Origin of the sequence: Couchioplanes caeruleus (genome assembly GCF_003751945.1) — a bacterium.
In the GTDB taxonomy this organism is placed as follows: domain Bacteria; phylum Actinomycetota; class Actinomycetes; order Mycobacteriales; family Micromonosporaceae; genus Actinoplanes; species Actinoplanes caeruleus.
In genome coordinates, this window is record NZ_RJKL01000001.1 from 6,176,700 (window position 1) to 6,200,925 (window position 24,226).

The 24,226-nt window shown below is 73.3% G+C and carries 20 protein-coding genes; 12 read left to right on the top strand and 8 right to left on the bottom strand.

Going from position 1 to position 24,226, the window contains the following annotated elements:
- Nucleotides 1–90 precede the first annotated feature (90 nt).
- The 8 genes from EDD30_RS39970 (at nucleotide 91) to EDD30_RS27750 (ending at nucleotide 11,632) form a co-directional block, all read left to right on the top strand.
- On the top strand, nucleotides 91–2,184 hold the full coding sequence (locus tag EDD30_RS39970; RefSeq protein ID WP_211277978.1) for an APC family permease: 2,094 nt from the start codon (nucleotides 91–93) through the stop codon (nucleotides 2,182–2,184).
- Nucleotides 2,185–2,219: 35 nt separating this feature from the next.
- Nucleotides 2,220–3,548 (top strand): class I SAM-dependent RNA methyltransferase, encoded by a 1,329-nt coding sequence (locus EDD30_RS39975; RefSeq protein WP_123678876.1) that lies wholly within the window; start codon nucleotides 2,220–2,222, stop codon nucleotides 3,546–3,548.
- A 96-nt stretch (nucleotides 3,549–3,644) separates the two neighbouring features.
- Nucleotides 3,645–5,570 (top strand): 1-deoxy-D-xylulose-5-phosphate synthase, encoded by a 1,926-nt coding sequence (dxs, locus tag EDD30_RS27725; RefSeq protein WP_123678538.1) that lies wholly within the window; start codon nucleotides 3,645–3,647, stop codon nucleotides 5,568–5,570.
- Between the two features lie 43 nt (nucleotides 5,571–5,613).
- On the top strand, nucleotides 5,614–6,930 hold the full coding sequence (locus EDD30_RS27730) for an outer membrane protein assembly factor BamB family protein (RefSeq protein ID WP_071807393.1): 1,317 nt from the start codon (nucleotides 5,614–5,616) through the stop codon (nucleotides 6,928–6,930).
- 2 nt (nucleotides 6,931–6,932) lie between these two features.
- A complete protein-coding gene (locus tag EDD30_RS27735; protein WP_071807394.1) occupies nucleotides 6,933–8,270 on the top strand; it encodes an outer membrane protein assembly factor BamB family protein in 1,338 nt (445 codons plus the stop codon).
- 39 nt (nucleotides 8,271–8,309) lie between these two features.
- A complete protein-coding gene (locus EDD30_RS27740) occupies nucleotides 8,310–9,629 on the top strand; it encodes a PQQ-binding-like beta-propeller repeat protein (protein WP_123678539.1) in 1,320 nt (439 codons plus the stop codon).
- Nucleotides 9,630–9,716: 87 nt separating this feature from the next.
- A complete protein-coding gene (locus EDD30_RS27745) occupies nucleotides 9,717–10,409 on the top strand; it encodes a response regulator transcription factor (protein WP_071808198.1) in 693 nt (230 codons plus the stop codon).
- Between the two features lie 26 nt (nucleotides 10,410–10,435).
- Nucleotides 10,436–11,632, top strand: coding sequence for a sensor histidine kinase (locus EDD30_RS27750; RefSeq protein WP_071808200.1), 1,197 nt, complete (start codon nucleotides 10,436–10,438; stop codon nucleotides 11,630–11,632).
- Nucleotides 11,633–11,634: 2 nt separating this feature from the next.
- Here EDD30_RS27750 and EDD30_RS27755 read toward each other — a convergent pair whose 3' ends face one another.
- The 5 genes from EDD30_RS27755 to EDD30_RS27775 form a co-directional block, all read right to left on the bottom strand.
- Nucleotides 11,635–12,591 (bottom strand): hypothetical protein, encoded by a 957-nt coding sequence (locus EDD30_RS27755; protein WP_143162906.1) that lies wholly within the window; start codon nucleotides 12,589–12,591, stop codon nucleotides 11,635–11,637.
- 138 nt (nucleotides 12,592–12,729) lie between these two features.
- A complete protein-coding gene (locus EDD30_RS27760; protein ID WP_123678541.1) occupies nucleotides 12,730–13,545 on the bottom strand; it encodes a hypothetical protein in 816 nt (271 codons plus the stop codon).
- 187 nt (nucleotides 13,546–13,732) lie between these two features.
- Complete coding sequence (locus EDD30_RS27765; protein ID WP_071810275.1) at nucleotides 13,733–15,793, bottom strand: 3-hydroxyacyl-CoA dehydrogenase NAD-binding domain-containing protein; 2,061 nt, start codon at nucleotides 15,791–15,793, stop codon at nucleotides 13,733–13,735.
- A gap of 5 nt (nucleotides 15,794–15,798) precedes the next feature.
- Nucleotides 15,799–16,995: a thiolase family protein gene (locus EDD30_RS27770; RefSeq protein WP_071810260.1), complete on the bottom strand. Its 1,197-nt coding sequence runs from the start codon at nucleotides 16,993–16,995 to the stop codon at nucleotides 15,799–15,801.
- Nucleotides 16,996–17,111: 116 nt separating this feature from the next.
- Nucleotides 17,112–18,419, bottom strand: a complete 1,308-nt coding sequence (locus EDD30_RS27775) for an HRDC domain-containing protein (protein ID WP_071810276.1) — start codon at nucleotides 18,417–18,419, stop codon at nucleotides 17,112–17,114.
- Nucleotides 18,420–18,584: 165 nt separating this feature from the next.
- On the opposite strand from EDD30_RS27775, the gene EDD30_RS27780 reads away from it, so the two are divergent.
- Nucleotides 18,585–19,577, top strand: a complete 993-nt coding sequence (locus EDD30_RS27780) for a S1C family serine protease (protein ID WP_071810261.1) — start codon at nucleotides 18,585–18,587, stop codon at nucleotides 19,575–19,577.
- Nucleotides 19,578–19,673: 96 nt separating this feature from the next.
- Here EDD30_RS27780 and EDD30_RS27785 read toward each other — a convergent pair whose 3' ends face one another.
- Complete coding sequence (locus tag EDD30_RS27785; RefSeq protein WP_071810262.1) at nucleotides 19,674–20,240, bottom strand: DUF3000 domain-containing protein; 567 nt, start codon at nucleotides 20,238–20,240, stop codon at nucleotides 19,674–19,676.
- Nucleotides 20,241–20,316: 76 nt separating this feature from the next.
- Here EDD30_RS27785 and hemE point away from each other — a divergent pair, with 76 nt between their 5' ends.
- Nucleotides 20,317–21,366, top strand: a complete 1,050-nt coding sequence (gene hemE / locus EDD30_RS27790; protein ID WP_071810263.1) for a uroporphyrinogen decarboxylase — start codon at nucleotides 20,317–20,319, stop codon at nucleotides 21,364–21,366.
- Here hemE and EDD30_RS27795 read toward each other — a convergent pair.
- On the bottom strand, nucleotides 21,356–21,538 hold the full coding sequence (locus tag EDD30_RS27795; RefSeq protein WP_071810264.1) for a hypothetical protein: 183 nt from the start codon (nucleotides 21,536–21,538) through the stop codon (nucleotides 21,356–21,358). The two genes, hemE and EDD30_RS27795, sit on opposite strands and share 11 nt — an antisense overlap.
- Nucleotides 21,539–21,648: 110 nt before the next feature.
- On the opposite strand from EDD30_RS27795, the gene hemG reads away from it, so the two are divergent.
- The gene (gene hemG, locus EDD30_RS27800) at nucleotides 21,649–23,046 is read left to right on the top strand and encodes a protoporphyrinogen oxidase (RefSeq protein WP_084558050.1); all 1,398 of its coding nucleotides are present in this window, start codon (nucleotides 21,649–21,651) and stop codon (nucleotides 23,044–23,046) included.
- The gene (gene hemQ, locus EDD30_RS27805) at nucleotides 23,043–23,747 is read left to right on the top strand and encodes a hydrogen peroxide-dependent heme synthase (protein ID WP_071810266.1); all 705 of its coding nucleotides are present in this window, start codon (nucleotides 23,043–23,045) and stop codon (nucleotides 23,745–23,747) included. The genes hemG and hemQ overlap by 4 nt, the downstream gene beginning before the upstream one ends.
- Here hemQ and EDD30_RS27810 read toward each other — a convergent pair.
- Nucleotides 23,728–24,174 (bottom strand): GNAT family N-acetyltransferase, encoded by a 447-nt coding sequence (locus EDD30_RS27810; protein WP_071810267.1) that lies wholly within the window; start codon nucleotides 24,172–24,174, stop codon nucleotides 23,728–23,730. The genes hemQ and EDD30_RS27810 overlap by 20 nt on opposite strands.
- Nucleotides 24,175–24,226 lie beyond the last annotated feature (52 nt).

Genomic DNA, 24,226 nt, shown 5'->3' on the forward strand with positions numbered 1-24,226 from the left:
GCGTTCTCAGGAGAGCGTGCCATGCCGCGGCGAGGGATGCGGGCCGGGGCGGCCGAAAGTCCGACGGGCACGGCCGTAGTCTTGGCGCTTGTGGCGAGTTCGACGTCGTTAGCCAAGCGCCTGCTGCTCGGCCGGCCCTTCCGGTCCGACCGGCTGCAGCACACGCTGTTGCCCAAGCGGATCGCACTGCCGGTGTTCGCGTCGGACGCGCTGTCGAGCGTCGCCTATGCGCCCGACGAGATCCTGCTGACGCTCTCCATCGCCGGGGCCGGCGCCTACGTCTTCTCGCCGTGGATCACGCTGGCCGTCGCGGTCGTCATGGTCGTCGTGGTGGCGAGCTACCGGCAGAACGTGCACGCCTATCCCTCCGGCGGCGGCGACTACGAGGTGGCGACGGTCAACCTCGGCCCGCGCTTCGGCGTGGCGGTGGCCAGCGCCCTGCTCGTCGACTACATCCTCACCGTCGCCGTATCCGTCAGCGCCGGCGTGACGAGCCTGGGCTCGGTCATCCCGTTCGTCGAGGAGCACAAGATCGGCATCGCTCTGGTGGCGGTCACCGTGCTGGCCGCGCTCAACCTGCGCGGCATGCGGGAGTCCGGCAAGGCGTTCGCCATCCCGACGTACGCGTTCATCGTCGTCCTCCTCGGCATGATCATCACCGGCCTGGTCCGGGTCTACGTCCTCGGCCAGGACCTGCGCGCGCCCAGCGCGGACCTCGTCATCGACGCCGAGGAGCATCACCTGACCAGCATCGGCTTCGTCTTCCTGCTGCTGCGCACGTTCTCGTCCGGATGCGCCGCGCTGACCGGCGTGGAGGCCATCTCCAACGGCGTGCCGGCCTTCAAGGCGCCGAAGAGCAGGAACGCCGCGACCACGCTGCTGCTGCTCGGCGGCGTCGCGATCGTGATGCTGGTGGGGATCGTGATGCTGGCCCGCGCCACCCATCTGCAGTTCGTCGAGGACGCCGCGCAGATCATCAAGGGCCCGCCGAACTACGTGCAGAAGACCGTCACGACGCAGCTCGGCGAGACCGTCTTCGGCAGCGGCTCGATCCTGCTCTACCTGGTCGGCGCGGTCACCGCCCTGATCCTCTTCCTCGCCGCGAACACCGCCTTCAACGGCTTCCCGGTGCTCGGCTCGATCCTCGCGCAGGACCGCTACCTGCCGCGCCAGTTGCACACCCGCGGCGACCGGCTGGCGTTCAGCAACGGCATCATCTTCCTCGCCGTGGCCGCGATCGTGCTCATCGTGGCGTTCGACGCCGAGGTGACCCGGCTGATCCAGCTCTACATCGTCGGCGTCTTCGTGTCGTTCACGCTCTCCCAGGCCGGCATGATCAAGCACTGGAACCGGCTGCTGCGGACCCAGCGGGACCCGGGCAAGCGCCGGCAGATGTACCGGTCGCGGGCCATCAACACCGTGGGCATGGCGCTCACCGGGGCGGTGCTGATCGTCGTACTGATCACCAAGTTCCTGCTCGGCGCGTGGATCGCGATCGTGGCGATGCTGGTGATCTACGTGCTCATGCTGAGCATCCGCAAGCACTACACGCGGGTGGCCGAGGAACTGCAGCCCACCGACGAGCGCCCGGTACTGCCCTCGCGCAACCACGCGATCGTTCTGGTCAGCAAGGTCCACATGCCGACCCTGCGTGCGGTGGCGTACGCCCGGGCCACCCGCCCGGACACGCTCACCGCGGTGACCGTGAACGTGGACGACAAGGACACCCGCAAGATCCAGGAGGAGTGGGAGCGACGGCAGGTGCCGGTGTCGCTGACCGTGGTCGACTCGCCGTACCGGGAGATCACCCGGCCGATCATCGACTTCGTGAAGAGCGTGCGCCGCGGCTCGCCGCGCGACGTGGTCACGGTCTTCGTCCCCGAGTACGTCGTGGGCCGCTGGTGGGAGAACCTGCTGCACAACCAGAGCGCGCTGCGGATCAAGGGCCGGCTGCTCTTCGAGCCCGGTGTGATGGTGACCAGCGTGCCGTGGCAGTTGCGCTCCAGCCAGGACCGCAACCTGGAACGGCTGGACGAGCACCTCAGCCGGGCGCCCGCCCGCGGTCCCCGTACCCGCCGTACGGACATGGCGGCCCCGGTCGCCGTCACGGCGGTGGACGAGGCCGTGACGCCGGCGCCCCCGGCCGCCTCGGCGACCTCCGCGGCGCCGGACGACGCGAAGTGACCCCGCCAGACGAGGACGCCGGCGTCGAGCTGGGCCTGCCCGCAGCGGAAAACCGGAGCCAGGACCTGGTGGAGGGGGACCGGGTCGAGCTCGTGACCGGCGCGCCCGCGCACGGCGGGCATTGCGTGGCCCGTCTCGGCGGGGAGCACGGCCGCGTGGTGTTCGTGCGGCACGCCCTGCCGGGGGAGCGGGTCACGGCCGAGATCACCGAGCTGCACCGGGGCTATCTGCGCGCCGATGCGGTGGCCGTGCACGACGCCTCGCCGGACCGGGTGGAGCCGCCCTGCCCGTACGCCCACCCCGGCGGTTGCGGGGGCTGCGACCTGCAGCATGCCGCCCCGGCGGCGCAGCTCGAGTGGAAGACCGCGGTCGTGCGCGAGTTGCTCGAACGGCTGGGCGGGCTCGACCGCGAACGGATCGACGCGCTGGACCCGGCCGTCCGGCCGCTGCCCGGCGGGCCGCTGGGCTGGCGGTCGCGGATCCGCTACGCCGTCGACGCCGCGGACCGGCCCGGCCTGCTCAAGCACCGTTCGCACGAGGTCGTGCCGATCGACTTCTGCCGGATCGCCCACCCGCGGCTGCGGGAGCTGGACGTCACGGCGCGGCTGTGGCCCGGCGTCAGCGCCGTCGAGGCGGTCGCCTCCACCGGCGGGGACGTGACCGTCCTGGCCCGCGCCGCCGCCCGCGGCGCCGGCGCGTCCGCCCGGAGCTCCGGGGAGGCCGCGCCGGGCGAGTCGATGCTGGACGAGGCGCACGGCGGTGAACGCGCGTTGCTGACGGGTGCGCCGCAGGTGCGGGAGGTGGCCGCCGGCCGGGAGTGGCAGGTGCCCGCCGAGGGCTTCTGGCAGATCCACCCGGCCGCGGCGGACACGCTGGTGGAGGCCGTGCTGGAGCTGCTGCGCCCGGAGCCGGGCGAGGTCTGCTGGGACCTCTACGGCGGTGCCGGGCTGTTCGCGGCGGCCGTGGCCGCCCGGACGGGAGCGCGGACCACGGTGGTCGAGTCGTCGCCGGTCGGGGTGGCGGCGGCCCGCCGCAACCTCGCCGGTGTGGCCGGTGCCGAGGTGGTCGCGGCCCGGGTCGACGCCGCGCTCGCCCGGCGCCGGATCGCCGGTCCGGTCGATCTCGTCGTGCTGGATCCGCCGCGCAGCGGTGCCGGCGCCAAGGTCGTCCGGGCGGTCGCGGCGGCCCGGCCCCGGGCGGTGACCTACGTCGCCTGCGACCCGGCGGCCCTGGCCCGGGACGTGCGGACCTTCGCGGACGAGGGCTGGCGGCTGGAGTCGCTGCGGGCGTACGACTGCTTCCCGATGACCCAGCACGTGGAGTGCGTGGCGCTGTTGGTCCCCGAGACGACCAAGGTGACCTGAGTCTCCACCGGCCGCTTGTGCAGGTTTTGTGGAGGACGTCGCAGTAATGCATCGGGCGAGATGCGCGGGGGCGCGGCGCGGATAGACTTTCGCTCCATGAGCGAGCGCAGCGATCAGTCGGCGACCGGCATCCTCGGCACCATCGAGGCGCCCGGTGATCTCCGGCGCTTGAGCCCTGAGCAGCTCACCCTGCTCGCCGCCGAGATCCGCGACTTTCTGGTCGCCAAGGTCTCCCGCACGGGCGGGCACCTCGGCCCGAACCTGGGCGTGGTGGAGACGACCCTGGCCCTGCACCGGGTCTTCGACTCCCCGCGGGACCGGATCCTCTTCGACACCGGCCACCAGGCGTACGTGCACAAGATCGTCACCGGCCGCCAGGACGGCTTCGACCTGCTTCGCCAGCGCGGTGGCCTCACCGGATACCCGAGCCGGGCCGAGAGCGAGCACGACTTCATCGAGAACTCCCACGCCTCCACCGCCCTGTCGTACGCGGACGGCATGGCCAAGGCGTTCGCCCTGCGCGGCGAGGAGCGGCACGTCGTGGCGGTGGTCGGCGACGGCGCCCTGACCGGCGGCATGTGCTGGGAGGCGCTCAACAACATCGCCGCCGCGAAGAAGCCGCTGGTCATCGTCGTCAACGACAACGGCCGCTCCTATGCGCCGACGATCGGCGGCCTCGCCGACCACCTCTCCACGCTGCGCCTCAACCCCGGCTACGAGCGGGTGCTCGACCTGGTCAGGAACGCCCTGGGCTCGACGCCGGTGGTGGGCAAGCCGGCGTACGAGGTGCTGCACGCGGTGAAGAAGGGCATCAAGGACGCGGTCAACCCGCAGGCGATGTTCGAGGACCTCGGCATCAAGTACATCGGCCCGGTCGACGGGCACGACATCCCGGCGATGGAGTCGGCGCTGCGCCGCGCCAAGGGCTTCCACGCGCCGGTGATCGTGCACGCGGTGACCCGCAAGGGCTACGGATACCGGCCCGCCGAGGACGACGAGGCCGACTGCCTGCACGGCCCGGGCGCCTTCGACCCGCAGACCGGGGCGCTGACCGCCAAGCCGTCGGTGAAGTGGACGCACGTCTTCGCCGAGGAGCTGGTGGCGATCGCCGACGAGCGGCCCGACATCGTCGGCATCACCGCCGCGATGGCCGAGCCCACCGGCATCGCCACGCTCGCGAAGAAGTATCCGGAGCGGGTGTACGACGTCGGCATCGCCGAGCAGCACGCGGCGACCTCCGCGGCGGGCCTCGCGATGGGCGGGCTCCACCCCGTCGTCGCCGTGTACGCGACCTTCCTCAACCGCGCCTTCGATCAGGTCCTGCTCGACGTGGCCATGCACGAGCTGCCGGTCACCTTCGTGCTGGACCGCGCCGGCATCACCGGCCCCGACGGCCCCAGCCACTACGGCATCTGGGACATGAGCGTCTTCGGCGTGGTTCCGGGCCTGCGCATCGCCGCGCCGCGTGACGCCGCCACCCTGCGCGAGGAGCTGCGCGAGGCGGTCGCCGTGGAGGACGGCCCGACCATCGTGCGCTTCCCGACCGGCTCGGTCGCCGTCGACCTTCCGGCGCTGCGCCGGGTGGGCCCGGTCGACGTGCTGCGCGAGGAGGACCGCAAGGACGTCCTGCTGGTCGCGGTGGGCTCGTTCGCCAAGCTCGGCCTGGAGGTCGCCGAGCGGCTCGCGGAGCAGGGGTACGGCGTCACCGTCGTCGACCCGCGCTGGGTGCGCCCGGTGCCGATCGAGCTCGTGGGCCTGGCCGGGGCGCACCGGCTGGTGGTGACGTTGGAGGACGGCGTCCGCGCCGGTGGGGTGGGCGACGCCGTGGCGGCCACGCTGCGGGACGCCGGCATGACCGTGCCGCTGCGCGACTTCGGCGTGCCGGCCGGATTCCACCCGCACGGCAGCCGCGCCGAGATCCTCGCCTCGCTCGGGCTCACCGCCCAGGACATCGCCCGCGACGTGACGGAGTGGGTGTCGCGGCTCGACGACCCGGCCGCGGAGCGCCAGCCCACTTCCTGACGCGGATGGGCGTTTTCGTTATTAAGCCGTTACCTTTGAGGGTATGGCGGCGGAGACGTTCGGCGGTGCGACGGTAGTCATCGACCTGGGCCTGTCCCGCGGCGAGCCCGACGAGTACGCCTCCCCGCGGCGAGCGACCGTGCCCCGATGGTTTCCGGCCGTGCTCATCGCGGTGATCGTGCTGCTCGGATCCGCCGCGTCCGCCGCGCCCCCACCACCGGCCCTGTCACCCGTGCTTTCGGTGCGGATCGGGCCGGCGGACCCGTACACGCTGACCGCCGGGGGCGACCTGCTCGCCCAGAGCCTGGGCACGCTGGCCGCGTACGACCTCGGGGACGGGCGGATGCGCTGGGAGGCCGGCTCAGAGGCGCCCAGCTACCGGCTGCGGATCGGCGGCGGGCTGGTGCTGCTCCGCCCGTACGCCGGCTCCGGCCGGGTCGATCGCGGCACCACCGCGGTGTCGCTGGCCGACGGTTCGGCGCGCTGGCGGCGCTCCGGCAGCGTGGTCACCGTCGCCGGCTCCGACACCCTGCTCGCCGTCACCACCGTGCGTAGCTACTCCGGGCCCGGCCGGCGTGTCCAGGGCGCCGTCGAGGCGGTCGAGCCGGCCACCGGCCGTACCCGCTGGGGGGTCACCGTCCCGTCGACGGCCGTACTGCTCGGACTGCCCGGCGCGGCCGGTCGGCCGGCGCGGATGCTGCTCGTGCACGACAACCGCACCGCCGCGGTCCACGACCTCGCCACCGGCGCGATGCTGACCCACGCCGAGCTGCCGGCAGCCGACTACGGCCCCGACAACCCGGTCGTCGCCGGTGGTCTCCTGCTGCTGCGGCATCCGGCGACGGACGGTCGCGCGGTCACCGCGTTCGACCCCGACCTGCGGCGGCGCTGGACCCGGCCGGCCGGCTCCGCCTACGGCGTCGTTCCCTGCGGGGAGCTGGCGTGCCTCGCCGAGGCCGACGGCGTGCGCGCGGTCGACCCGGCCGACGGCGCCGAGGCGTGGTTCCGCCCCGGCTGGCGCGGCGTCGAGCAGCGCGGCGGCCTGGTCATCGCCTCCGGCTCGGCGGCCGGCGAGACCGACCTCGTCGGCATCGTCGACCCCGCCACCGGTCGGGTGCTCACCGATCTGCGCGGTTGGCGGCTGGTCTCCGGTACGGGCGGCGACCATCTGCTCGTCACACGGAGCACCGGGGCGGGTGCCCGTACCATGGTCGCGGTCGTCACCCCCGGTGAGGCCCGGCCGCGGCTGCTGTCCGACCTGCCGGACGGCACCGGGGACTGCCAGGCCGGACCCGGCCGGCTGGTCTGCCGGTCCACCTCCGGCGAGCTGAAGATCTGGGCGTACGAACGAAGGGGCTGACCGTGGCGCTGATCGAGCTGGGCGCCGAGACACCGGCTCAGCCCGAGGGGACCACCCCGCCCCCCGCGTACGTCTACCGCCGCCTGGGTCTGCTCCTCGCCGCGGTCCTCGCCCTGGCCCTCGGCGGCGCCGCCCCGGCCACGGCCGGGATGTGGCGGCATCTCGGCGACGTGCCGCTGGCCCGCGCCACGGACTACCTGGTCTCCGGCGGCCGCGTCTACGTGCTCGACGCCGCCGACGACCAGGCGCCCCGGATCGCCGCCTGGGCCACCGATCCGGTACGGCAGTTGTGGAACGTGCCCGGACCGCCCGGCGACGAGGCCGAGCCGTACTTCCTCAGCGCCGTGTCGGACGGTGTGGTCCTGCTCCGCAGCGGCCGGACCACCGCCTTCCTCGACGCCGAGACCGGTGCGCCGCGCTGGCGTTCGCCCACCCTGGTGCAGCCGCTCGGCGACCGCACCGGCCTGGTCCAGGAGGAACGGTTCCGGCCCGGCACCGAATACGATCCGGACTCCGGCGCGCCCGGCCCGTTGTACGGCACGACCGGCGAGGTCCTGCACACCGAGCCCGCGCTCAGCACCTCTCTGTCCCGCGTCGACCTCGCCACCGGCCGCCGCCACTGGACCGTCTCGGAGCCGGGCTCGATCTCGGCGACGGCGACCGGCGGCCCGCACGGGGAGATCGTGGTGCTCTCCGCCGGTCGCCTCGCGGTGCGCGCGTCCGCGACCGGCGCCGTGCTGCGCGAACGCGAGATGCCACGGGCGAACGACGACAAGCCGAGCTGGTTCGAGCTCGGCGGCGAGGTCGTGCTGGTCCACCACGGTGCCTTCGGCGAGCGGGGCCACGTCACCGCGTATGCGTGGGACACCCTTGCCCCGCTCTGGCAGCACGACCAGCCGGAGGCCCAGGGCAACGCGGCGTCCTGCTCCGGACTGCCCTGCCGGCACACCGGCACAGGCCTGGTGGTCCTGGACCCCGGCACGGGTGCCACCCTCTGGGAGGCCGGCTCCGAGGCCGACCTCCTCGCCTTCGGCGCCGGGACGGTGCTGCATCTCGAGTCCCGGGCTCGTCTGCTGCGGACGCTCGACCGGCGCACCGGGCGGCCGGAGATCGACCTGACGCCGTGGGGCGGCTCCGTGCCCCTGCCGGACGGCGACGCGTACCTGCTGACCAGGCAGGAACCGGACGGGGCCACCGTCGTGGGTCTGTTGCGGGCCGGGGCCGCGACGGTCCGGCAGCTCGGCCGCCTCACCGGCGGCGTCGATCGATGCCGCGCCGACGCCACTCACGTCGGCTGCGAGGTGCCCGGAGGCGTGGCGATCTACCGCTTCGGACCGTAGGGCCGGGCAGCGCGCTGCCGTGGGGCGCACAATGGCGGCGTGGGTGACGTCGTCATCGACCTCGGCGAGCTGCGCCACCGGGAGCAGCCGCCGCCCCCGCCCGAGCGCCGGAGACCGCGTCCCAGGGCCGGGCTGGCCGCCGTCGCCGTCGTGCTGATCGCGCTGGCCGGCGGTGCGGTGCCGCGGTCGCCGCAGCGGTCGCCGATCGTCGTGCCCGCCGCGATCGGGGACACCATGGTCGTCGAGCGGGATCTTCTGCACGTGGTCGACGCGTCCGCGCCGCGGCTGTCGGAGGTGCGCAACCGGGTTGTCAGCACGTATGCGCTGCCCGCCGGGGAGCTGCTGTTCCGCACCACGGCGGCGGTGCCCGGCGCCGTTCTCGCGGTGACCCTCGCCGGGGGCGCGGTGCTGGTGTCGTACCAGGCCGACACCGTCGGCACCGAGGCCACGGTCGCGGTGGCCGCCGGAACCTCCCACATGCTCTGGCAGGCGCCCGCGCGCCTGCTCAGTGTCTCCGTCGCCGACGGTGCCGTGCTGCTGCGCGGGACCGGCCCGCGGCTCGGCGGTGCGACCTGGTACGGCCTCGACCTCGCCAGCGGCCGGCGCCGCTGGACTGTGCGCCCGCCCGTCGCGGGACAGACCACCGAGGCCGGGTACGACGCCGACGGCTTCCCGCACCGCCTGGTCACCGCCACCGCCGCCGGGCGCGTGGAGGCCCGGGACACGGTCACCGGCCGGGTGGTCGCCGCCGTGGACGTCGCCGTGCCGCCGAGCTGGTCGCGCCGCGGCGTCACGGTCTGGCCGGCCGGGGACCGCGTGCTGGTCGGCGGGCTCGGCGGGGTGACCGCGTACGACCTGAGCGATCTTCGCCGGCGCTGGACCAGCCCGCTCGACCTGGCCGGCCGCTGGGTCGAGCCCGGCTGCGCCGGCGGGATCTGCCTGTTCGGTTATCGCGGCGGCGTCGAGGTCGTCGACCGGGACACCGGGGCGCTTCGGTGGTCCAGCCCGCGCTGGACCTCGGCCCTGGAGGTCGGTCCGTACCTGCTGGTCACCGGCGGGGAGGGCCTCGAGGCGCGGTACCCGCTGGCGGTCGTCGACGCCCGGACCGGCGCGCCGCAGGGCGACTTCGGCGGGTGGCGCGCGGTCGGCGCGGTCCGCGCCGACGGCAGCGTGGTGGGGCTGCGGCAACGCATCGGCGACGACGTCGTCTGGTACGCGGCCCTCGACCCGCGGACCCGCTCCGTCCGGGTGCTCGGCGAGGCCACCGGCGTCTCGGGCGACTGCCGGGCCGCCGGTGACGTCCTGGTCTGCCGCGGCATCGACGCGTCTGTCGGGATCTGGCCCCTTACCGGATCGTGACCCGCGGGTAGCCTGGCACTCACAGCCTCTTCACACCGCTGCGGTAAAGCTGGGCGGCGGGCTGAGAAGGATCCGGAGGACCCGCGGGTGCGCGTGCTGGTGGTGGAAGACGAGCGGAACCTCTGCGATGCGATCGCGCGAGGGCTGCGGCGCAAGGGCATGGCGGTCGACGTCGCCTATGACGGCACGAGCGGCCACGAGATGGCGTACGTGACGCGCTACGACGTCGTGGTGCTCGACCGGGACCTGCCCGGCATGCACGGCGACGAGATCTGCGCGGCGCTGGTCGAGTCCGGCGCGCTGACCCGGGTGCTGATGCTCACCGCCAGCGGCACCGTCGCCGACCGGGTGGAGGGCCTCCAACTCGGCGCCGACGACTACCTGCCCAAGCCGTTCGCCTTCGACGAGCTGGTCGCCCGGGTCCAGGCGCTCGGCCGGCGCGCCACGCCGGCGGCGCCGCCGGTGCTGACGGTCGGCGACCTCGTCCTCGACCAGACCCGCCGGGTGGTCACCCGCGGCGGCGCCCCGATCGAGCTCACCAACAAGGAGTTCGGCGTCCTCGAGGAGCTGCTCAAGGCCCGCGGCGGGGTGGTATCCAGCGAGGAGCTGCTGGAACGGGTCTGGGATGCCAACACCGACCCGTTCACGACGACCGTACGGGTCACGGTCATGACCCTGCGCAAGAAGGTCGGCGACCCGCCGCTGATCGAGACGGTGGTCGGAGCCGGATACCGCGTTCCCGATCCCGTCGTGGTGGCCCCCGCGGGCGGCCCGGCGTGACCGTCTACGCCACCCGGCGCGAGCGGATGCGCCTGCGCCCGACGCTCCGACTCCGACTCACCCTGCTCAACGGCATCCTGCTCGTCGGCGCCGGCGGGATCCTGGTCCTGCTCGCCTGGCTGCTCGTCGGCGCGGTGAACCCGAAGGACAAGCTCCAGCCCGGCAGCAATGTCACCCTCGCCGACGGCAGTCGCCTCGACGCGCTCACGTGGCAGACCTCCTTCGTCGACACCGCCTCGCGGGAGCTTCTCGTCAAGGGCCTGCTGGCGCTCTTCGCCATCGGCATCATCGGCATCGCGGGGGCGTACGCCGTGGCCGGGCGTGCGCTGCGCCCGCTGCACCACGTGACGGCGACCGCCCGCCGGCTCGGCGAGGAGACGCTCGACCAGCGGATCCGCTACTCCGGCGCGGACGACGAGGTAGCCGAGCTGGCCCGCACCTTCGACGCGATGCTCGACCGGCTCGCCTGCGCCTTCGAGTCCCAGAAACGCTTCGTGGCGAACGCCTCGCACGAGCTGCGGACGCCGCTGGCGGTCATGCGTACGGAGATCGACGTGACCCTCAGCGACGACGAGGCGGACGTGGCCGAGTACCGCCGCATGGCCAAGGTGGTTCGCAACGCCTCCGAGCGCGCCAACGGGCTGGTCGACGCGCTGCTGGTGCTGGCCCGCAGCGAGGCCCAGTCGGGCCGCCGCCTGGTCCGCAAGGTCCCGGCCGACCTGGCGACGAGCGTCTACAACGCGCTGTCCGCGGTGAAGGCGGAGGCGGAGCGGATGAAGCTCGACGTGACGACCGACCTCGAGGCGGCCAACGTGGTGGGCGACCCCAGCCTGCTGGACCGGCTCGCGGGCAACCTCATCGAGAACGCGATCCGCTACAACCACCTGCTGGGCAAGCTCTGGCTGCGCACCGGCAACGTGGACGGGCAGGCGCAGCTCGTCGTCGGCAACACCGGTTTCGAGGTGGACCCGGCGGACGTGCCGGGGCTGTTCGAGCCGTTCCGCCGGGGCGGGTGGGAACGCACCGGGTCCCGTGGGTCGGGCCTGGGCCTGTCCATCGTCCGCGCGGTCTGCGACGCCCACGGCGGGACGGTGTCGGCCGTCGCGCAGCCCGGCGGAGGGCTGGAGGTGACGGTGAGCCTGCCGGCGGCCGACACGACCCCGGTGGTCGCCGCGTCAGCCGCCGTACGGCGCACCAAGGGCCTCGGCATCGCCCCGGGCTGAGGTCAGTTCGAGACCTTCTCGACCTGCGCCCGAAGCTTCGGGAACTCCGCCTTGGCGGCGCTCATCGACTTGTAGTACGAGATCAGCAGGCCCACGCTGCCGTCGTCCGCCCAGCCGCACACCACCACCGGAGCGCCGCCCGCCTCGCCCTTGCCGCACTTGGCCACGCCGCCGAGGCTGCCCGACGAGGGCGTGGTGAGGCCGGTGAGCATGAGGCCGCTGATGCCCGCGCCCAGGAAGGTCGCGTTCAGCTCGCGCTGCGGGTCCTCCACCTCGGAGGCCACCGCGGCGACGACGACGAGATCCCGCTCCGCGGGGGTGCCGTACAGGGCGCCGACCGTCTCGGTGGCCCGGGGCATCTTGCGGAGCTCTTCCTTGAGCTGGTCGACCGCCCCGGTGAACTGCGGGTCGGTCACCTTCGGGCGTCCGCCCAGCGTCCTGGGCTCCACGACGGTGATCTCGGCGGCCGGCTCCTCGGTCGCCTCGGTCTGCTCCGGCGTGGGGCTGGCGGTCGCGGTAGGGGCGACCGTTCGCGACGTGGTGACGTCGTCGGTGGCGTTGCGGCCCACCAGATAGAGCGCCGTGCCGCCGCCGACGCAGAGCACGAGGACCACCGCGATCGACACGAGGGTGATGGCCAGGGTCCGCGACTTGGGCTTCGGGGGCGGCGGATAGCCGGCACCCATCGGCGGCCCGGACTGCGGATATCCGGCCTGGCCGTACTCCGGCTGCGGGTACGGAGGCTGCACGCCGTACCCGGGCTGCGGCGGGTAGCCGGGGGGCACCGACGGCGGCACGTCCGGGTTCGGCTGACCCTGGTACGGCGACGCCGGGTAGCCCTGCTGGGGCGGCATCGGCTGCGTCGGGCTCGGCTGGCCGCCGAATGCCGGAGCGGGCGGGGTATAGGGCTGTCCCGGGAACTGCTCGGGATAGGGCGGTTGGTTCGGCGGCTGTGACATCAACGCTCCAGGGTTCGGGCTGGGGCGAGCTTAGCCGTATCGAGGCCGGTGTGGTCTCCCGTAAAGAGCGAGCCCCGCCACACCGGACGGACCGGGTGGGCGGGGCTCGCCGCGAGGGCGGTGCCGCGGCGTGACGCCTCAGGCCTTCTTCTCGACCTGGCCGCGCATCGCGATGAACTCCTTCTCGAGCTCGGCCTTGCCCTTGAAGAGCATCGCGATCATGCCGACGCTGCCGTTGTCGGACCACACGCAGACCGCCATCTTGATGTTCTGCATCTCGCTGTCGCCGCACTTGGCGATGCCGCCCAGCGGACCCGGGTCGGTCTCGGTGAGGTTGTTGATGTTGAAGCCGCCCTTACCGATGCCCTTGGAGAACTCGTCGTAGCGGCTCTGCGCGGAGCCGTTGATCGACGAGACCGCCGCCACCATGACGAGGTCCTGCTTCTGGACGTCGCCGTAGACGGCGCCGACCGACGCGGTCGCGCCGGGCACGTCGCCCATCGCGCCGTTGAGGCTGTTCCGCAGGGCCGGGTCGCTGGCCTTGGCCCGCCCGCCGAGGGTCTCCGGCTCCACCACGGTGATCTTCGAGGCGTCGACGACCTGGTCGATCTTCTCTTTGCCGAAGTAGACGGCGGCACCGATGCCGCCGACGCAGAGGAGGGCCAGCACGCCGAAGACGATCAGCACGATCTTGAGTGCCGATCCCTTCTTCTTCGCCGGGGGCGCCCCGAACTGCGGTGCCGCGCCGCCGGGGGGCGGGTAGGCGCCCGTTCCGGGGGGCGGCGGGAAAGCGCCGGCTCCCGACGTGGGCGGCGGCGGGTAGGCCTCCGCTCCGGGCGGCGGCGGGTATCCGCCGGGCGGCGGATACGAGCCGGGAGCCGCCGGCGGCTGGTAGCCACCGCCCGACTCGGGACCGGGCTGGCCGGGAGGGGGCGGGTAGGGCGGCTGTGACATGAAAACTCCAGAACTAATGGGGTCAGCCGACGGAGCCTACCCACCACCGGTTGCGGGTGGGGTCGTCAAACCGTCACTGTTGCGGTCCAAGACTGCCGAGACCCGTCACAGTTGCGGCACAGGAGTGCCGGGACGAAGAACGCCCCCGCGCCGGTGCGGGCGCGGGGGCGTCGGTGCCTTCGTGGCGTCAGGCCGGCACGCTGGCCAGGCCCTCGGGCAGGAAGCGCTTGCCCGTCACCCGCTCGGACGTGCCGCTGCGGTCCAGGTACGGCGTCACGCCGCCCAGGTGGAACGGCCAGCCGGCGCCGAGGATCATGCACAGGTCGATGTCCTGTGCCTCGGCGACCACGCCCTCGTCCAGCATGAGCCGGATCTCCTGCGCGAGCGCGTCGAGCGCCTTCTGGCGTACCTCGTCGGCGGTCAGCGGGGCGTCTCCGCCCTCGACCAGCTTGACCACCTCGGGGTTGATCTCGTCGTCGACCATCAGCGGCAGGCCGGCGTCGACGATCTTCTTCAGGTTGGGGCTGTCGCCGAAGCGGTCCGGGAACGCCTGGTGCAGCGTGCCGCCCACGTGGTAGGCCACGGCCGGGCCGACGAGCTGCAGCAGCGCGATCGGGCGCATCGGCAGGCCCAGCGGGTCCAGCGCGGTGTCGACGGTCGCCAGCGGGGTGCCGGCGTCGATCGCCCGGAAGACCTCGCTCGTGAAGCGGGTCAGCAGGCGGTTGACCACGAACGCCGGGGCGTCCTTGACCAGCACGCAGGACTTGCGGAGCTCCTTGCCGACCTCGAACGCCGTGGCCAGCGTGGCGTCGTCCGTACGCTCGCCCTTGATGATCTCGAGCAGCGGAAGCACCGCGACCGGGTTGAAGAAGTGGAAGCCGACGACCCGCTCGGGGTGCTCGAGGTCGGCCGCCATCTCGGTCACCGACAGCGAGGACGTGTTGGTGGCCAGCACGGTCTCCGGCCCGACGATCTTCTCGAGCTCGGCCCAGATCTGCTTCTTCAGGTCGAGGTTCTCGAAGACGGCCTCGATGACGAAGTCGGCGTCGGCGAAGACGGACTTGTCCACCGAGCCGCTGACCAGGCCGCGCAGTTTGGCCGCGGTGCCCTCGTCCATCCGGCGCTTGCCGACCATCTTGTCGATCTGGCCGCGGACGTACTCGACGCCCTTGTCCACCCGGCCCTGGTCGAGGTCGGTGAGCACGACCGGCACCTGCAGCCGCCGGGCGAACAGCAGCGCGAGCTGCGAGGCCATCAAGCCGGCGCCGACGATGCCGACCTTGGTGACCTTGCGGGCCAGGTCCTTGTCCGGCACGCCCACCGGCTTCTTGGCGCGACGCTGGACCAGGTCGAACGCGTACATGCTGGCCCGGCACTCGTCGCCCATGATGAGGTCGGCGAGGGCCTCGGTCTCGGCGGCGGTGCCGTCCTCGAACGACGCGTCCTTGGCGAGGGCGAGCAGCTCCAGCGCCTTGTTGGCGGACGGGACCGCGCCGTGCAGCTTCTCGTCGAGCTGCTGCTTGGCGAAGAAGAGCACGCCGTCCCACATGTCCCGGTCGATCTCGGGACGCGTCACGGTGATCTCGCCCTTGACGACCCCCGCGGCCCAGGCCAGCGAGTGCTCCAGGAAGTCGGCCGCCTCGAAGAGGGCGTCCGCGACGCCCATCTCGGCCGCCTGCTTCGGCTTGAGCACCTTCTGGGTGAGCGGGTTCTGCAGGATGATCTGCGCGGCGCCCGGCGCACCGATCAGGTTGGGCAGGAGCTGGCTGCCGCCCCAACCGGGGATCAGGCCGATCGCGACCTCGGGCAGGCCCAGCGCGGCCGCACCGGTGGAGACCGTGCGGTAGTGACAGTGCAGGGCGGTCTCGAGGCCACCGCCGAGCGTCGCGCCGTTGATGAACGCGAAGGTCGGGATGGTGGAGTTCTTCAGCCGGGCGAGGACCCGGTGGCCCAGCTCGCCCAGGGCGACGGCCTGCTCCCGCTGCTTGATCAGCGGCATGCCGGTGATGTCGGCGCCGACGCAGAAGATGTACGGCTTGCCGGTCACCGCGATGAACGCCGGCTCCGCCTCGGTGGCCTTGGTGATCGCCTCGTCGAGCGAGCGCAGGCCGCCCGGGCCGAAGCTGTTGGGCTTCTTGTAGTCCAGCCCGTTGTCGAGGGTGATGAGCGCGGCGGGCTTGTCCAGGCCCGGCACCTTGACCAGGCGTACGAGCGCCTTGGTCACGACCTCGTTCGGGTACTCAGGCAGAGCCGTCACTTGTCCGCACCTTCCCAGTTCGGGTTCTCCCAGATGACCGTGCCACCCATGCCGATGCCGATGCACATCGCGGTGAGGCCGTAGCGGACCTCGGGGCGCTCGGCGAAGTGGCGCGCGAGCTGCGTCATCAGGCGCACGCCCGACGAGGCGAGCGGGTGGCCGATGGCGATCGCGCCGCCCCACGGGTTGACCCGCGGGTCGTCGTCGGCGATGCCAAAGTGGTCGAGGAACGCGAGCACCTGGATCGCGAACGCCTCGTTCAGCTCGAAGAGGCCGATGTCCTCGATCGTCAGGCCGGCCAGGCGCAGCGCCTTCTCCGTCGACGGGATCGGGCCGTAGCCCATGACCTCGGGCTCGACGCCGACGAAGCCGTACGAGACCATCCGCATGGCGACCGGCAGGCCCAGTTCGCGGGCGGTCTCCTCGTCGGCCAGCAGCGCGGCGGTGGCGCCGTCGTTGAGGCCGGCCGCGTTACCGGCGGTGACCCGGCCGTGCGGGCGGAACGGGGTCTTGAGCGTCGCCAGCTTCTCCATCGAGGTCTGGCGGGGAGCCTCGTCGGCCGTGGCCAGGCCCCAGCCCTCCTCGACGCTGCGGACGGCGACCGGCACCATGTCGGGCTGCAGCTTGCCGTTCGCGTACGCCTTGGCGGTCTTCTCCTGCGACGCCAGGCCGAACGCGTCGGCGCGCTCCTTGGTGATGGCGGGCAGGCGGTCGTGCAGGTTCTCCGCCGTGGCGCCCATGACCAGCGCGGACGGGTCGACCAGCTTCTCGGCCAGGATCCGCGGGTTGGGGTCGACGCCCTCACCCATCGGGTGCCGGCCCATGTGCTCGACACCGCCGGCGATCGCGACGTCGTACGCGCCCATGGCGATGCCGCCGGCGACGCTGGTCACCGCGGTCATGGCGCCGGCGCACATCCGGTCGATGGCGTAGCCGGGAACGGTCTTGGGCAGGCCGGACAGCAGCGCGGCGGTGCGGCCGATGGTCAGGCCCTGGTCGCCGATCTGGGTGGTGGCGGCGATGGCCACCTCGTCGACCCGCTCGGGCGGGAGCTGCGGGTTGCGGCGCAACAACTCACGGATGCACCGGATCACCAGATCGTCGGCACGGGTCTCGGCGTACATGCCGCCGGCCTTGCCGAACGGGGTGCGGACGCCGTCGACGAAGACGACCTCGCGACTTACTCGGGGCACAACAAGCCTCCTTGCAGGCGTGAACCCAGGGCTTTGACACGGCAGATGCTACTCGCCGGTAACCACCCGGGCCAGCAAGTGTGGCAAAGCTGTAAATGGGCTCGTCGAAGTGTGGGTCAGGCGGTGGGGTCCGGGAGAGCCTTGGCGAGGGCGTCGGCGATCAGGCCTACCTGCCAGTCGCGGGCGCCGAAGCCGCGCAGGGTCTCGCCGACGGTCTGTGGAGCGATCTCCTCCGGTGGGGACCAGGCCAGGCGACGGATGAAGTCCGGGCTGATCAGGTTCTCCGGCGGCAGGGTGTGTGCCTCGGCCGTGGCGATCACGACCTGGCGGCACCGCTGGAGGCGGGCCGCGGCGACCGGGTCACGCTCGGCCCAGCGGTGCGGCGGCGGCGGACCCTCGACCGGCTGGTTGACCGGCAGCTCGTCGTCGGCCAGGGCGCGGGCGCCGTCCAGCGCGTCCAGCCAGACCCGGGCCAGCCGGCGCACCGAGCGGCCGCCGAAGCCCGGCAGGCCCAGCAGCGTCCGCTCGTCCTTCGGGTCCAGCTCGGCGGCCGCGATGATCGCCGAGTCGGGCAGCACCCGACCGGGAGCTGAGTCGCGGCGGGCGGCGACGCCGTCGCGGGCGTACCAGAGGGCGCGGACCCGGGACTGGGCGCGGGCGCCGCGGACGCGGTGGATGCCGGAGGTGCGCCGCCACGGGTCAGGGCGGGTGCGCGGCGGCCGGTCGGCGCCGGCCACGAGCGCGGCGAACTCCTCGGCGGCCCAGGCGGCCTTGCCCTGCCGCTCGAGCTCGTCGGCGAGGTGGTCGCGCAGGTCGGTGAGCAGCTCGACGTCGAGCGCCGCGTACGTCAGCCAGGACTCCGGCAGCGGCCGGGTGGACCAGTCGGCGGCCGAGTGATGCTTCTCCAGCGAGTAGCCGAGCAACTGCTCGGTGAGCGCGGCCAGCCCGACGCGCTCGAAGCCGGCCAGCCGCGCGGCGAGCTCGGTGTCGAACAACCGCCGCGGCTTCAAGCCCAGCTCGGCGAGGCAGGCCAGGTCCTGGCTCGCGGCGTGCAGCACCCACTCGGTATCGGCGAGCGCGGCGTCCAGCGTGCGCAGGTCCTCCAACGGCATCGGATCGAGCAGCACCGTGCCGGCGCCCTCGCGGCGCAACTGCACCAGGTAGGCCCGCTGGGTGTAGCGGTAGCCGGACGCCCGCTCGGCGTCGACGGCGACCGGCCCGGAGCCGGCGGCCAGCCGGGCGACGACCTCGGCCAGCTCCTCGGCGGTCTCCACCGGCCGGGGCGTGCCATCGCGCGGCGCGGTCAGCGGTACGGAGGGGCGGGCAGGCTCGGGACCGCCGGAAGGGTCGGGCGGCACGTCGTGCGGTCCGTCGATCGCGTGGTCCGGCGCGTCCCGACGGCGCTGGGGTGCTTCGTCGGTCACTCCGTAACCGTACGGGGGTACCTCCCCCCGCGTGTGCAGCCGGGTACCGGCGCGTCGGAGCTCGATCCACTTCATCGCGGAAAACGGATGGCCGCAGACCCGTCCGCGGGGCCGGTTCCGTCCGTACTAACCCGTGGAGCCTCACGATCGGAGATCCGGACTTCCATGACGACCGCCTACGACCCCTTCGGGGTGCCGGGCCAGTTCGGGGTGCCGGGCCAGCGCCGGCCGCCGCAGGACCCGCTGCTGAGCCTGCCCGACCATCCGTCCGGCGAGTGGGCGACCGCGGCGCGGCCGTCGGCGCCGCCGCCGCGGGTGGGTCATCCCCGTCCGGCGCGGCGCGACACCGGGCCCTTCCTGGCCTCGCCGTCCGGTGGGGCGCCGTATCCGGTCGTGGCCGAGCCGATCGAGGTGGGCCGCCGGAGCCGGGTGGCACCGGCCCTGCTGGCGCTGCTGCTGCTCGGCGGCGCCGGGTTCATGGCCTGGCGGCTCGACCGGGCCGACAGCCGGCTCAACGACCGGCTCGCGGCGGCGCAGCAGCGCGAGTCCGAGCTCACCCAGCGCGCCGACCGGCTGGAGAAGCAGCTCGCCGGGGTCTTCGACCCCGAGGCGATCTCGTCGTCGGTGCTGCCGAGCGTGTTCCGGGTCCGGGCCGGCGACTTCACGGGTACGGCCTTCTCGGTCGGCGACGCGGCCGGGGAAGGCAAGGCGAACCTGCTGACGAACTTCCACGTGGTCGAGTCCGTGTGGAAGACGGGCGGCCGCAAGGTGTTCCTCGAGCGCGGCAAGGAGGAGGTCTCCGCGACGATCGTCAAGGTCGACGAGGGCGAGGACCTGGCCCTGCTGCGGGCGAATCGCCAGATCGCCGGGCTCGCCCCGGCGCCGGCGGCGGTCAAGCCGGGCCAGCAGGTGGTCGTGGTGGGCGCGCCGCTCGGCCTGGAGGACACCGTGACGACCGGGGTGGTGAGCGCTTTCCGGGCCGGAGACGGTCCGACGTTGCAGTTCGACGCGCCGATCAACCCCGGCAACTCCGGCGGACCGGTCGTCAACGCCGCCGACGAGGTCATCGGCGTCGCCACCGCCAAGGCCCGCGACGCCGAGGGCATCGGCCTGGCCGTACCCATCAAGACCGCCTGCGAGACCTTCAAGGTCTGTTAGGCGGTTGTTGCATGGCCTCGCTTCGCTCGGCGGGCGCAATGCGACCTGGGTTGCGGTCGGCTTCGGTTGTGGTCGGCTTGGGTTGCGGTCGAACCTCTACGTGGCCGCTCTTTGGCGGTTGAAGGCCGTGACGCCCGGTGGGGGTAGGCCTGCGGTGGAGGCGAGCATGGTGCACCAGCCTTGGAGGTGGGCGCCGAGGTCGTCGGAGGTCGGCGTCCAGGAGGCCCGGATCTCCAGGTCGGCGGTCGGCGCCGGGCCGGCCAGTTCGCCGAAGCGGGTCGAGGTGGTCTGGGTGATCGTGCCGCCGATCGCGGTGTAGGCCGCCCCGTGCTGCTCGAGGCCGTCGGTCAGCCACGTCCAGGCCACGGCGGGCAGCAGCGGGTCGCCGGCCAGATCCGACTCCAGCTCCGCGGTGATCAGCGTGACCAGCCGCAGGTCGCCGCGCCACGCGTCGTGCCCGGCCGGGTCGTGCAGCAGGATCAGCCGGCCGCTGGCCACCTCGTCGCCGTCGCGCAGCACGGTGGCGCTGAGCGCGAAGCCGTACGGTGCGAGCCGCTGTGGCGCGCTGATCTCCTCGAGCAGGATCTCCTCGCGCGGCGCGGACGCTCGCAGCCCGGCCACCGCGCGGGTGAACGCCTCGGGTGCAGCGGGGGAGGGCGCCATGGACGAAGCCTATGCCGATCACTGCCTTCCGCCCGCGTGCGGCGCGCCGCACGCCTCGGTTCACTCACGTGGCACGATGGCGCGGGTGACCAACTCATCTGCCGATTCCGCCTTCGTGCGCGCCTGTCGCGGCCAGGACGTGCCGCACACTCCCGTCTGGTTCATGCGTCAGGCGGGCCGGTCCCTGCCCGAGTACCGCAAGATCCGTGAGGGTGTCGGCATGCTCGAGTCGTGCCGCCGGCCGGATCTGGTCACCGAGATCACCCTCCAGCCGGTGCGCCGGCACGGCGTCGACGCGGCCATCTTCTTCAGCGACATCGTGGTGCCGCTCGCGGCGGCCGGGGTCGACCTGGACATCGTCGCCGGCACCGGCCCGGTGGTGGCCGCGCCGATCCGCACCCGCGCGGACGTGGAGCGCCTGCGGCCGCTGGAGCCCGGCGCCGTTTCGTACGTGTCGGAGGCGGTCCGCCTGCTGCTTCCCGAGCTCGGCGCCACCCCGCTGATCGGCTTCGCCGGAGCGCCCTTCACCCTGGCCAGCTACCTGGTCGAGGGCGGGCCCTCCCGGACCTATCTCAAGACCAAGGCCATGATGTACGGCGACCCGGCGCTCTGGCACGAGCTGTGCTCCCGCCTCGCCGACATCACCCTGGCCTTCCTGCGGGTCCAGGTCGAGGCCGGGGTCAGCGCGGTCCAGCTCTTCGACTCCTGGGCCGGTGCGCTGTCCGAGGCCGACTACCGCGAGTACGTCCTGCCGCACTCGGCCCGGGTGCTCTCCAGCCTGGAGGGTGCGGGCGTGCCCCGCATCCACTTCGGCGTCGGCACCGCGGTGCTGCTGCGCGCGATGGGCGAGGCCGGCGCGGACGTGGTCGGCGTCGACTGGCGTACGCCGCTCGGCACGGCCGCGGGCATCGTCGGCCCGGACCGCTCGCTGCAGGGCAACCTCGACCCGGCGGTGCTCTTCGCCCCCTGGGAGGTCGTCGAGCGGGAGGCCCGCCGGATCCTCGCCGAGGGACGCGCGGCTCGCGGTCACGTGTTCAACCTCGGTCACGGGGTGATGCCCGAGACCGACCCGGACGTGCTGACCCGCCTCGTGGACCTGGTCCACAAGGAGAGTGCTAGTTCTTGAGCGGCTCCGGCTGCGTCGCCCACCACTCCGACGGCACCGACTCGTAGACCTCCTGCGCGAGGTCCTTGAGCCGGTCGGCGGTCGGATGCCCGTGGTGCGCGTCGGCGAGTCCCTTCAGTCGCACGTACCACTCGGCCAGTTGCTCGACGGTCACTGCCACCTGATAGTCCACGGCGCCAGGCTAGGCCCGTCCGGTGGGCGTCCGGCGGCGTTTACCCGAACGGGATCACATCGCCCGACCCCGGTGGCCGGGTGAGCGCGGGACCTGACAGTGTGGTGGGCGTGCGGAAGCGGGTGGCGATCGTCGGCGGCGGGATAGCCGGGCTGGCCGCCGCGGTGCGCATCCGGGACCGGGCACCCGCCGGCACCGACATCATCGTGTACGAGCAGTCCGGCCGTCTCGGCGGCAAGCTGCGCACCGGCGAGCTCGCGGGCGCCACGGTCGAGCGCGGCGCCGAGTCGTTCCTGGCGAGTGCGCCCGAGGGCGGCGAGTCGGCGGCGGTGCGGTTCGTGCGGCGCCTGGGGATGGGCGACGCGCTCGTGCATCCCGCGCCGATCCCGGCCGCGCTGGCGATCGAGGGCCGGCTGGAGCGGGTGCCCGGCGGGACGCTCGTGGGCGTGCCCGGGGATCTGAGCCTGCTAGGCGAGCTTGCGCGGCCGGCCGCGGACGCCGACCGGGACGAGGGCCGCCCGCTGCTCGCCGCGGGCGAGGACGTCACGGTCGGCGCGCTGGTCCGTTCCCGCTACGGCGACGAGATCGCCGACCGGCTCGTCGATCCGATGCTCGGCGGCGTGTACGCGGGCCGCGCCGACCAGCTCTCCCTGGCCACCACCCTGCCGGCCCTGGCCCGCGCCGCCCGCACCGAGCACACCCTGGCCGCCGCCGTCCGCTCGGCCCAGGCCGCGTCCGTCCGCGTGCCCGGCCGGCCGGTCTTCGCCGCCGTCGACGGCGGGATGAGCCACCTGATCGCCGGGGCGGCCACCGCCGCCGGCGCCCGGATCAGCCTGGGCCTGCCGGTACGCGAGCTGACCCGCACGACGCACGGATGGCGGCTGCTGCTCGGGCCGGTGCCCGCACCGCAGACCGACGACGTCGACGCGGTGGTGCTGGCCGTGCCCGCCAGTCCGGCGGCCCGCATGCTCGCCGGGGTCGATCCGTGCGCGTCCGCCGAGGTGGACCAGCTCCGGTACGCCAGCGTGGCCCTCGCCGCGTTCGCCCTGCCGCCCGGCACCCCGCTGCCCGAGCTCTCCGGCTTCCTCGTGCCGCCGGCCGAGGGCACCCTCGTCAAGGCGGCCACGTTCTTCACGCGCAAGTGGCCGCACCTCGCCCGCGCCGACGGCCCGGTGATCGTGCGCGCCTCGCTCGGGCGGGCCGGCGAGGAGGAGCGGCTGCGGCACGACGACGCCGTGCTCGCCGCCGCCGCGCACGCCGAGCTGGGCCGCCTCGCCGGCGGGGAGCTGCCGCCGCCGGTGGCATCGTGGGTGCAGCGCTGGGGCGGCGGGCTGCCCCAGTACGCCCCCGGCCACCTCGATCGTGTCGCGCGGGCCCGGGCCGCGCTGAGCGGGCGCCCCGGCCTCGCGCTGGCCGGCGCCGCGTACGACGGCGTGGGCATCCCGGCCTGTGTGGCCAGCGGCGAGAAAGCCGCCGACGACGTCCTGATACACCTGGAGGAGCGATGAGCGAGGCGCAGACGAACGCCGCCCGGATCAACGAGCTGAACGCCACGATCCGCTACACCATGTGGTCGGTCTTCCGCGCCACGACGCCGCTGCCGGCCCTGCGCGACGACCTGGCCGGCGAGGTGGACGCGCTGTTCGAACAGCTCGCGGGCAAGGACGTCACGGTGCGGGGCACCTACGACGTCGCGGGGCTGCGCGCCGACGCCGACGTGATGGTGTGGTGGCACTCCGGTTCGTCCGACGCGCTGCAGGAGGCGTACGGGCTGTTCCGGCGTACCGCCCTGGGCCGGCACCTGACGCCGGTGTGGTCGCAGATGGCGCTGCACCGCCCGGCCGAGTTCAACAAGAGCCACCTGCCCGCGTTCCTCGCCGACGAGCAGCCGCGGCCGTACATCTGCGTGTATCCGTTCGTGCGGTCGTACGAGTGGTACCTGCTGCCCGACGAGGAGCGCCGCGCGATGCTCGCCGAGCACGGCAAGATGGCGCGCGGCTACCCGGACGTGCGGGCGAACACGGTCGCGTCGTTCGCGCTCGGCGACTACGAGTGGATGCTCGCCTTCGAAGCCGACGAGCTGCACCGCATCGTCGACCTGATGCGGGACCTGCGGGCTTCCGGCGCCCGCCGGCACGTCCGCGAGGAGGTGCCGTTCTACACCGGCCGCCGCCGCTCGGTCACCGAGATCATCGCCGCGCTGCCCTGACCATCGGTACGTGGGTGATGCCGTCCTCCTCGTATGCGTCGCCCGCCACCTCGAAGCCGAAGCGGCCGTAGAAGCCGGTCAGTGGTGCCTGTGACTCGAGAGTGGCGGGCCGGTCGCCGATGATCGTGAGGGCGTGCGCGACGAGCCGGCTCGCGTAGCCGCCCTGGCGCGCGCTCGCCGCGGTCACCACCCGGCCGATCTGGTCGGCGCCGCCGTTGTCGAGGATCCGCAGGTAGGCGAGGATCTCGTCGCCGCGGGTCAGCCAGACGTGCCGGGTGCCGGGCTCGTCGTCGCGCCCGTCGAGCTCCGGGTACGGGCAGGCCTGTTCGACGACGAACACGTCGACACGCAGCTTGAGGATCGCGTACAGGGTGGCGACGCCGAGCTCGCGGAACGACGCCACCCGGATCTCCTCCGGGGAATGCATCGTGGCATCTTATGCGTCACTTCTCGCGTCCTCGGCCGTTGTCTCCACTGGA

Excerpts from the sequence above, each read along its gene's own strand:
- EDD30_RS27785 (WP_071810262.1), bottom strand. The coding sequence starts at position 20,240 with ATGGCGCCCTCCCCCGCTGCACCCGAGGCGTTCACCCGCGCGGTGGCC.
- EDD30_RS27780 (WP_071810261.1), top strand. The coding sequence starts at position 18,585 with ATGACGACCGCCTACGACCCCTTCGGGGTGCCGGGCCAGTTCGGGGTG.
- EDD30_RS27730 (WP_071807393.1), top strand. The coding sequence starts at position 5,614 with ATGGCGGCGGAGACGTTCGGCGGTGCGACGGTAGTCATCGACCTGGGC.
- EDD30_RS27750 (WP_071808200.1), top strand. The coding sequence starts at position 10,436 with ATGCGCCTGCGCCCGACGCTCCGACTCCGACTCACCCTGCTCAACGGC.
- EDD30_RS27810 (WP_071810267.1), bottom strand. The coding sequence starts at position 24,174 with ATGCATTCCCCGGAGGAGATCCGGGTGGCGTCGTTCCGCGAGCTCGGC.
- dxs (WP_123678538.1), top strand. The coding sequence starts at position 3,645 with ATGAGCGAGCGCAGCGATCAGTCGGCGACCGGCATCCTCGGCACCATC.
- hemE (WP_071810263.1), top strand. The coding sequence starts at position 20,317 with ATGGCGCGGGTGACCAACTCATCTGCCGATTCCGCCTTCGTGCGCGCC.
- hemQ (WP_071810266.1), top strand. The coding sequence starts at position 23,043 with ATGAGCGAGGCGCAGACGAACGCCGCCCGGATCAACGAGCTGAACGCC.
- EDD30_RS27755 (WP_143162906.1), bottom strand. The coding sequence starts at position 12,591 with ATGTCACAGCCGCCGAACCAACCGCCCTATCCCGAGCAGTTCCCGGGA.
- EDD30_RS27760 (WP_123678541.1), bottom strand. The coding sequence starts at position 13,545 with ATGTCACAGCCGCCCTACCCGCCCCCTCCCGGCCAGCCCGGTCCCGAG.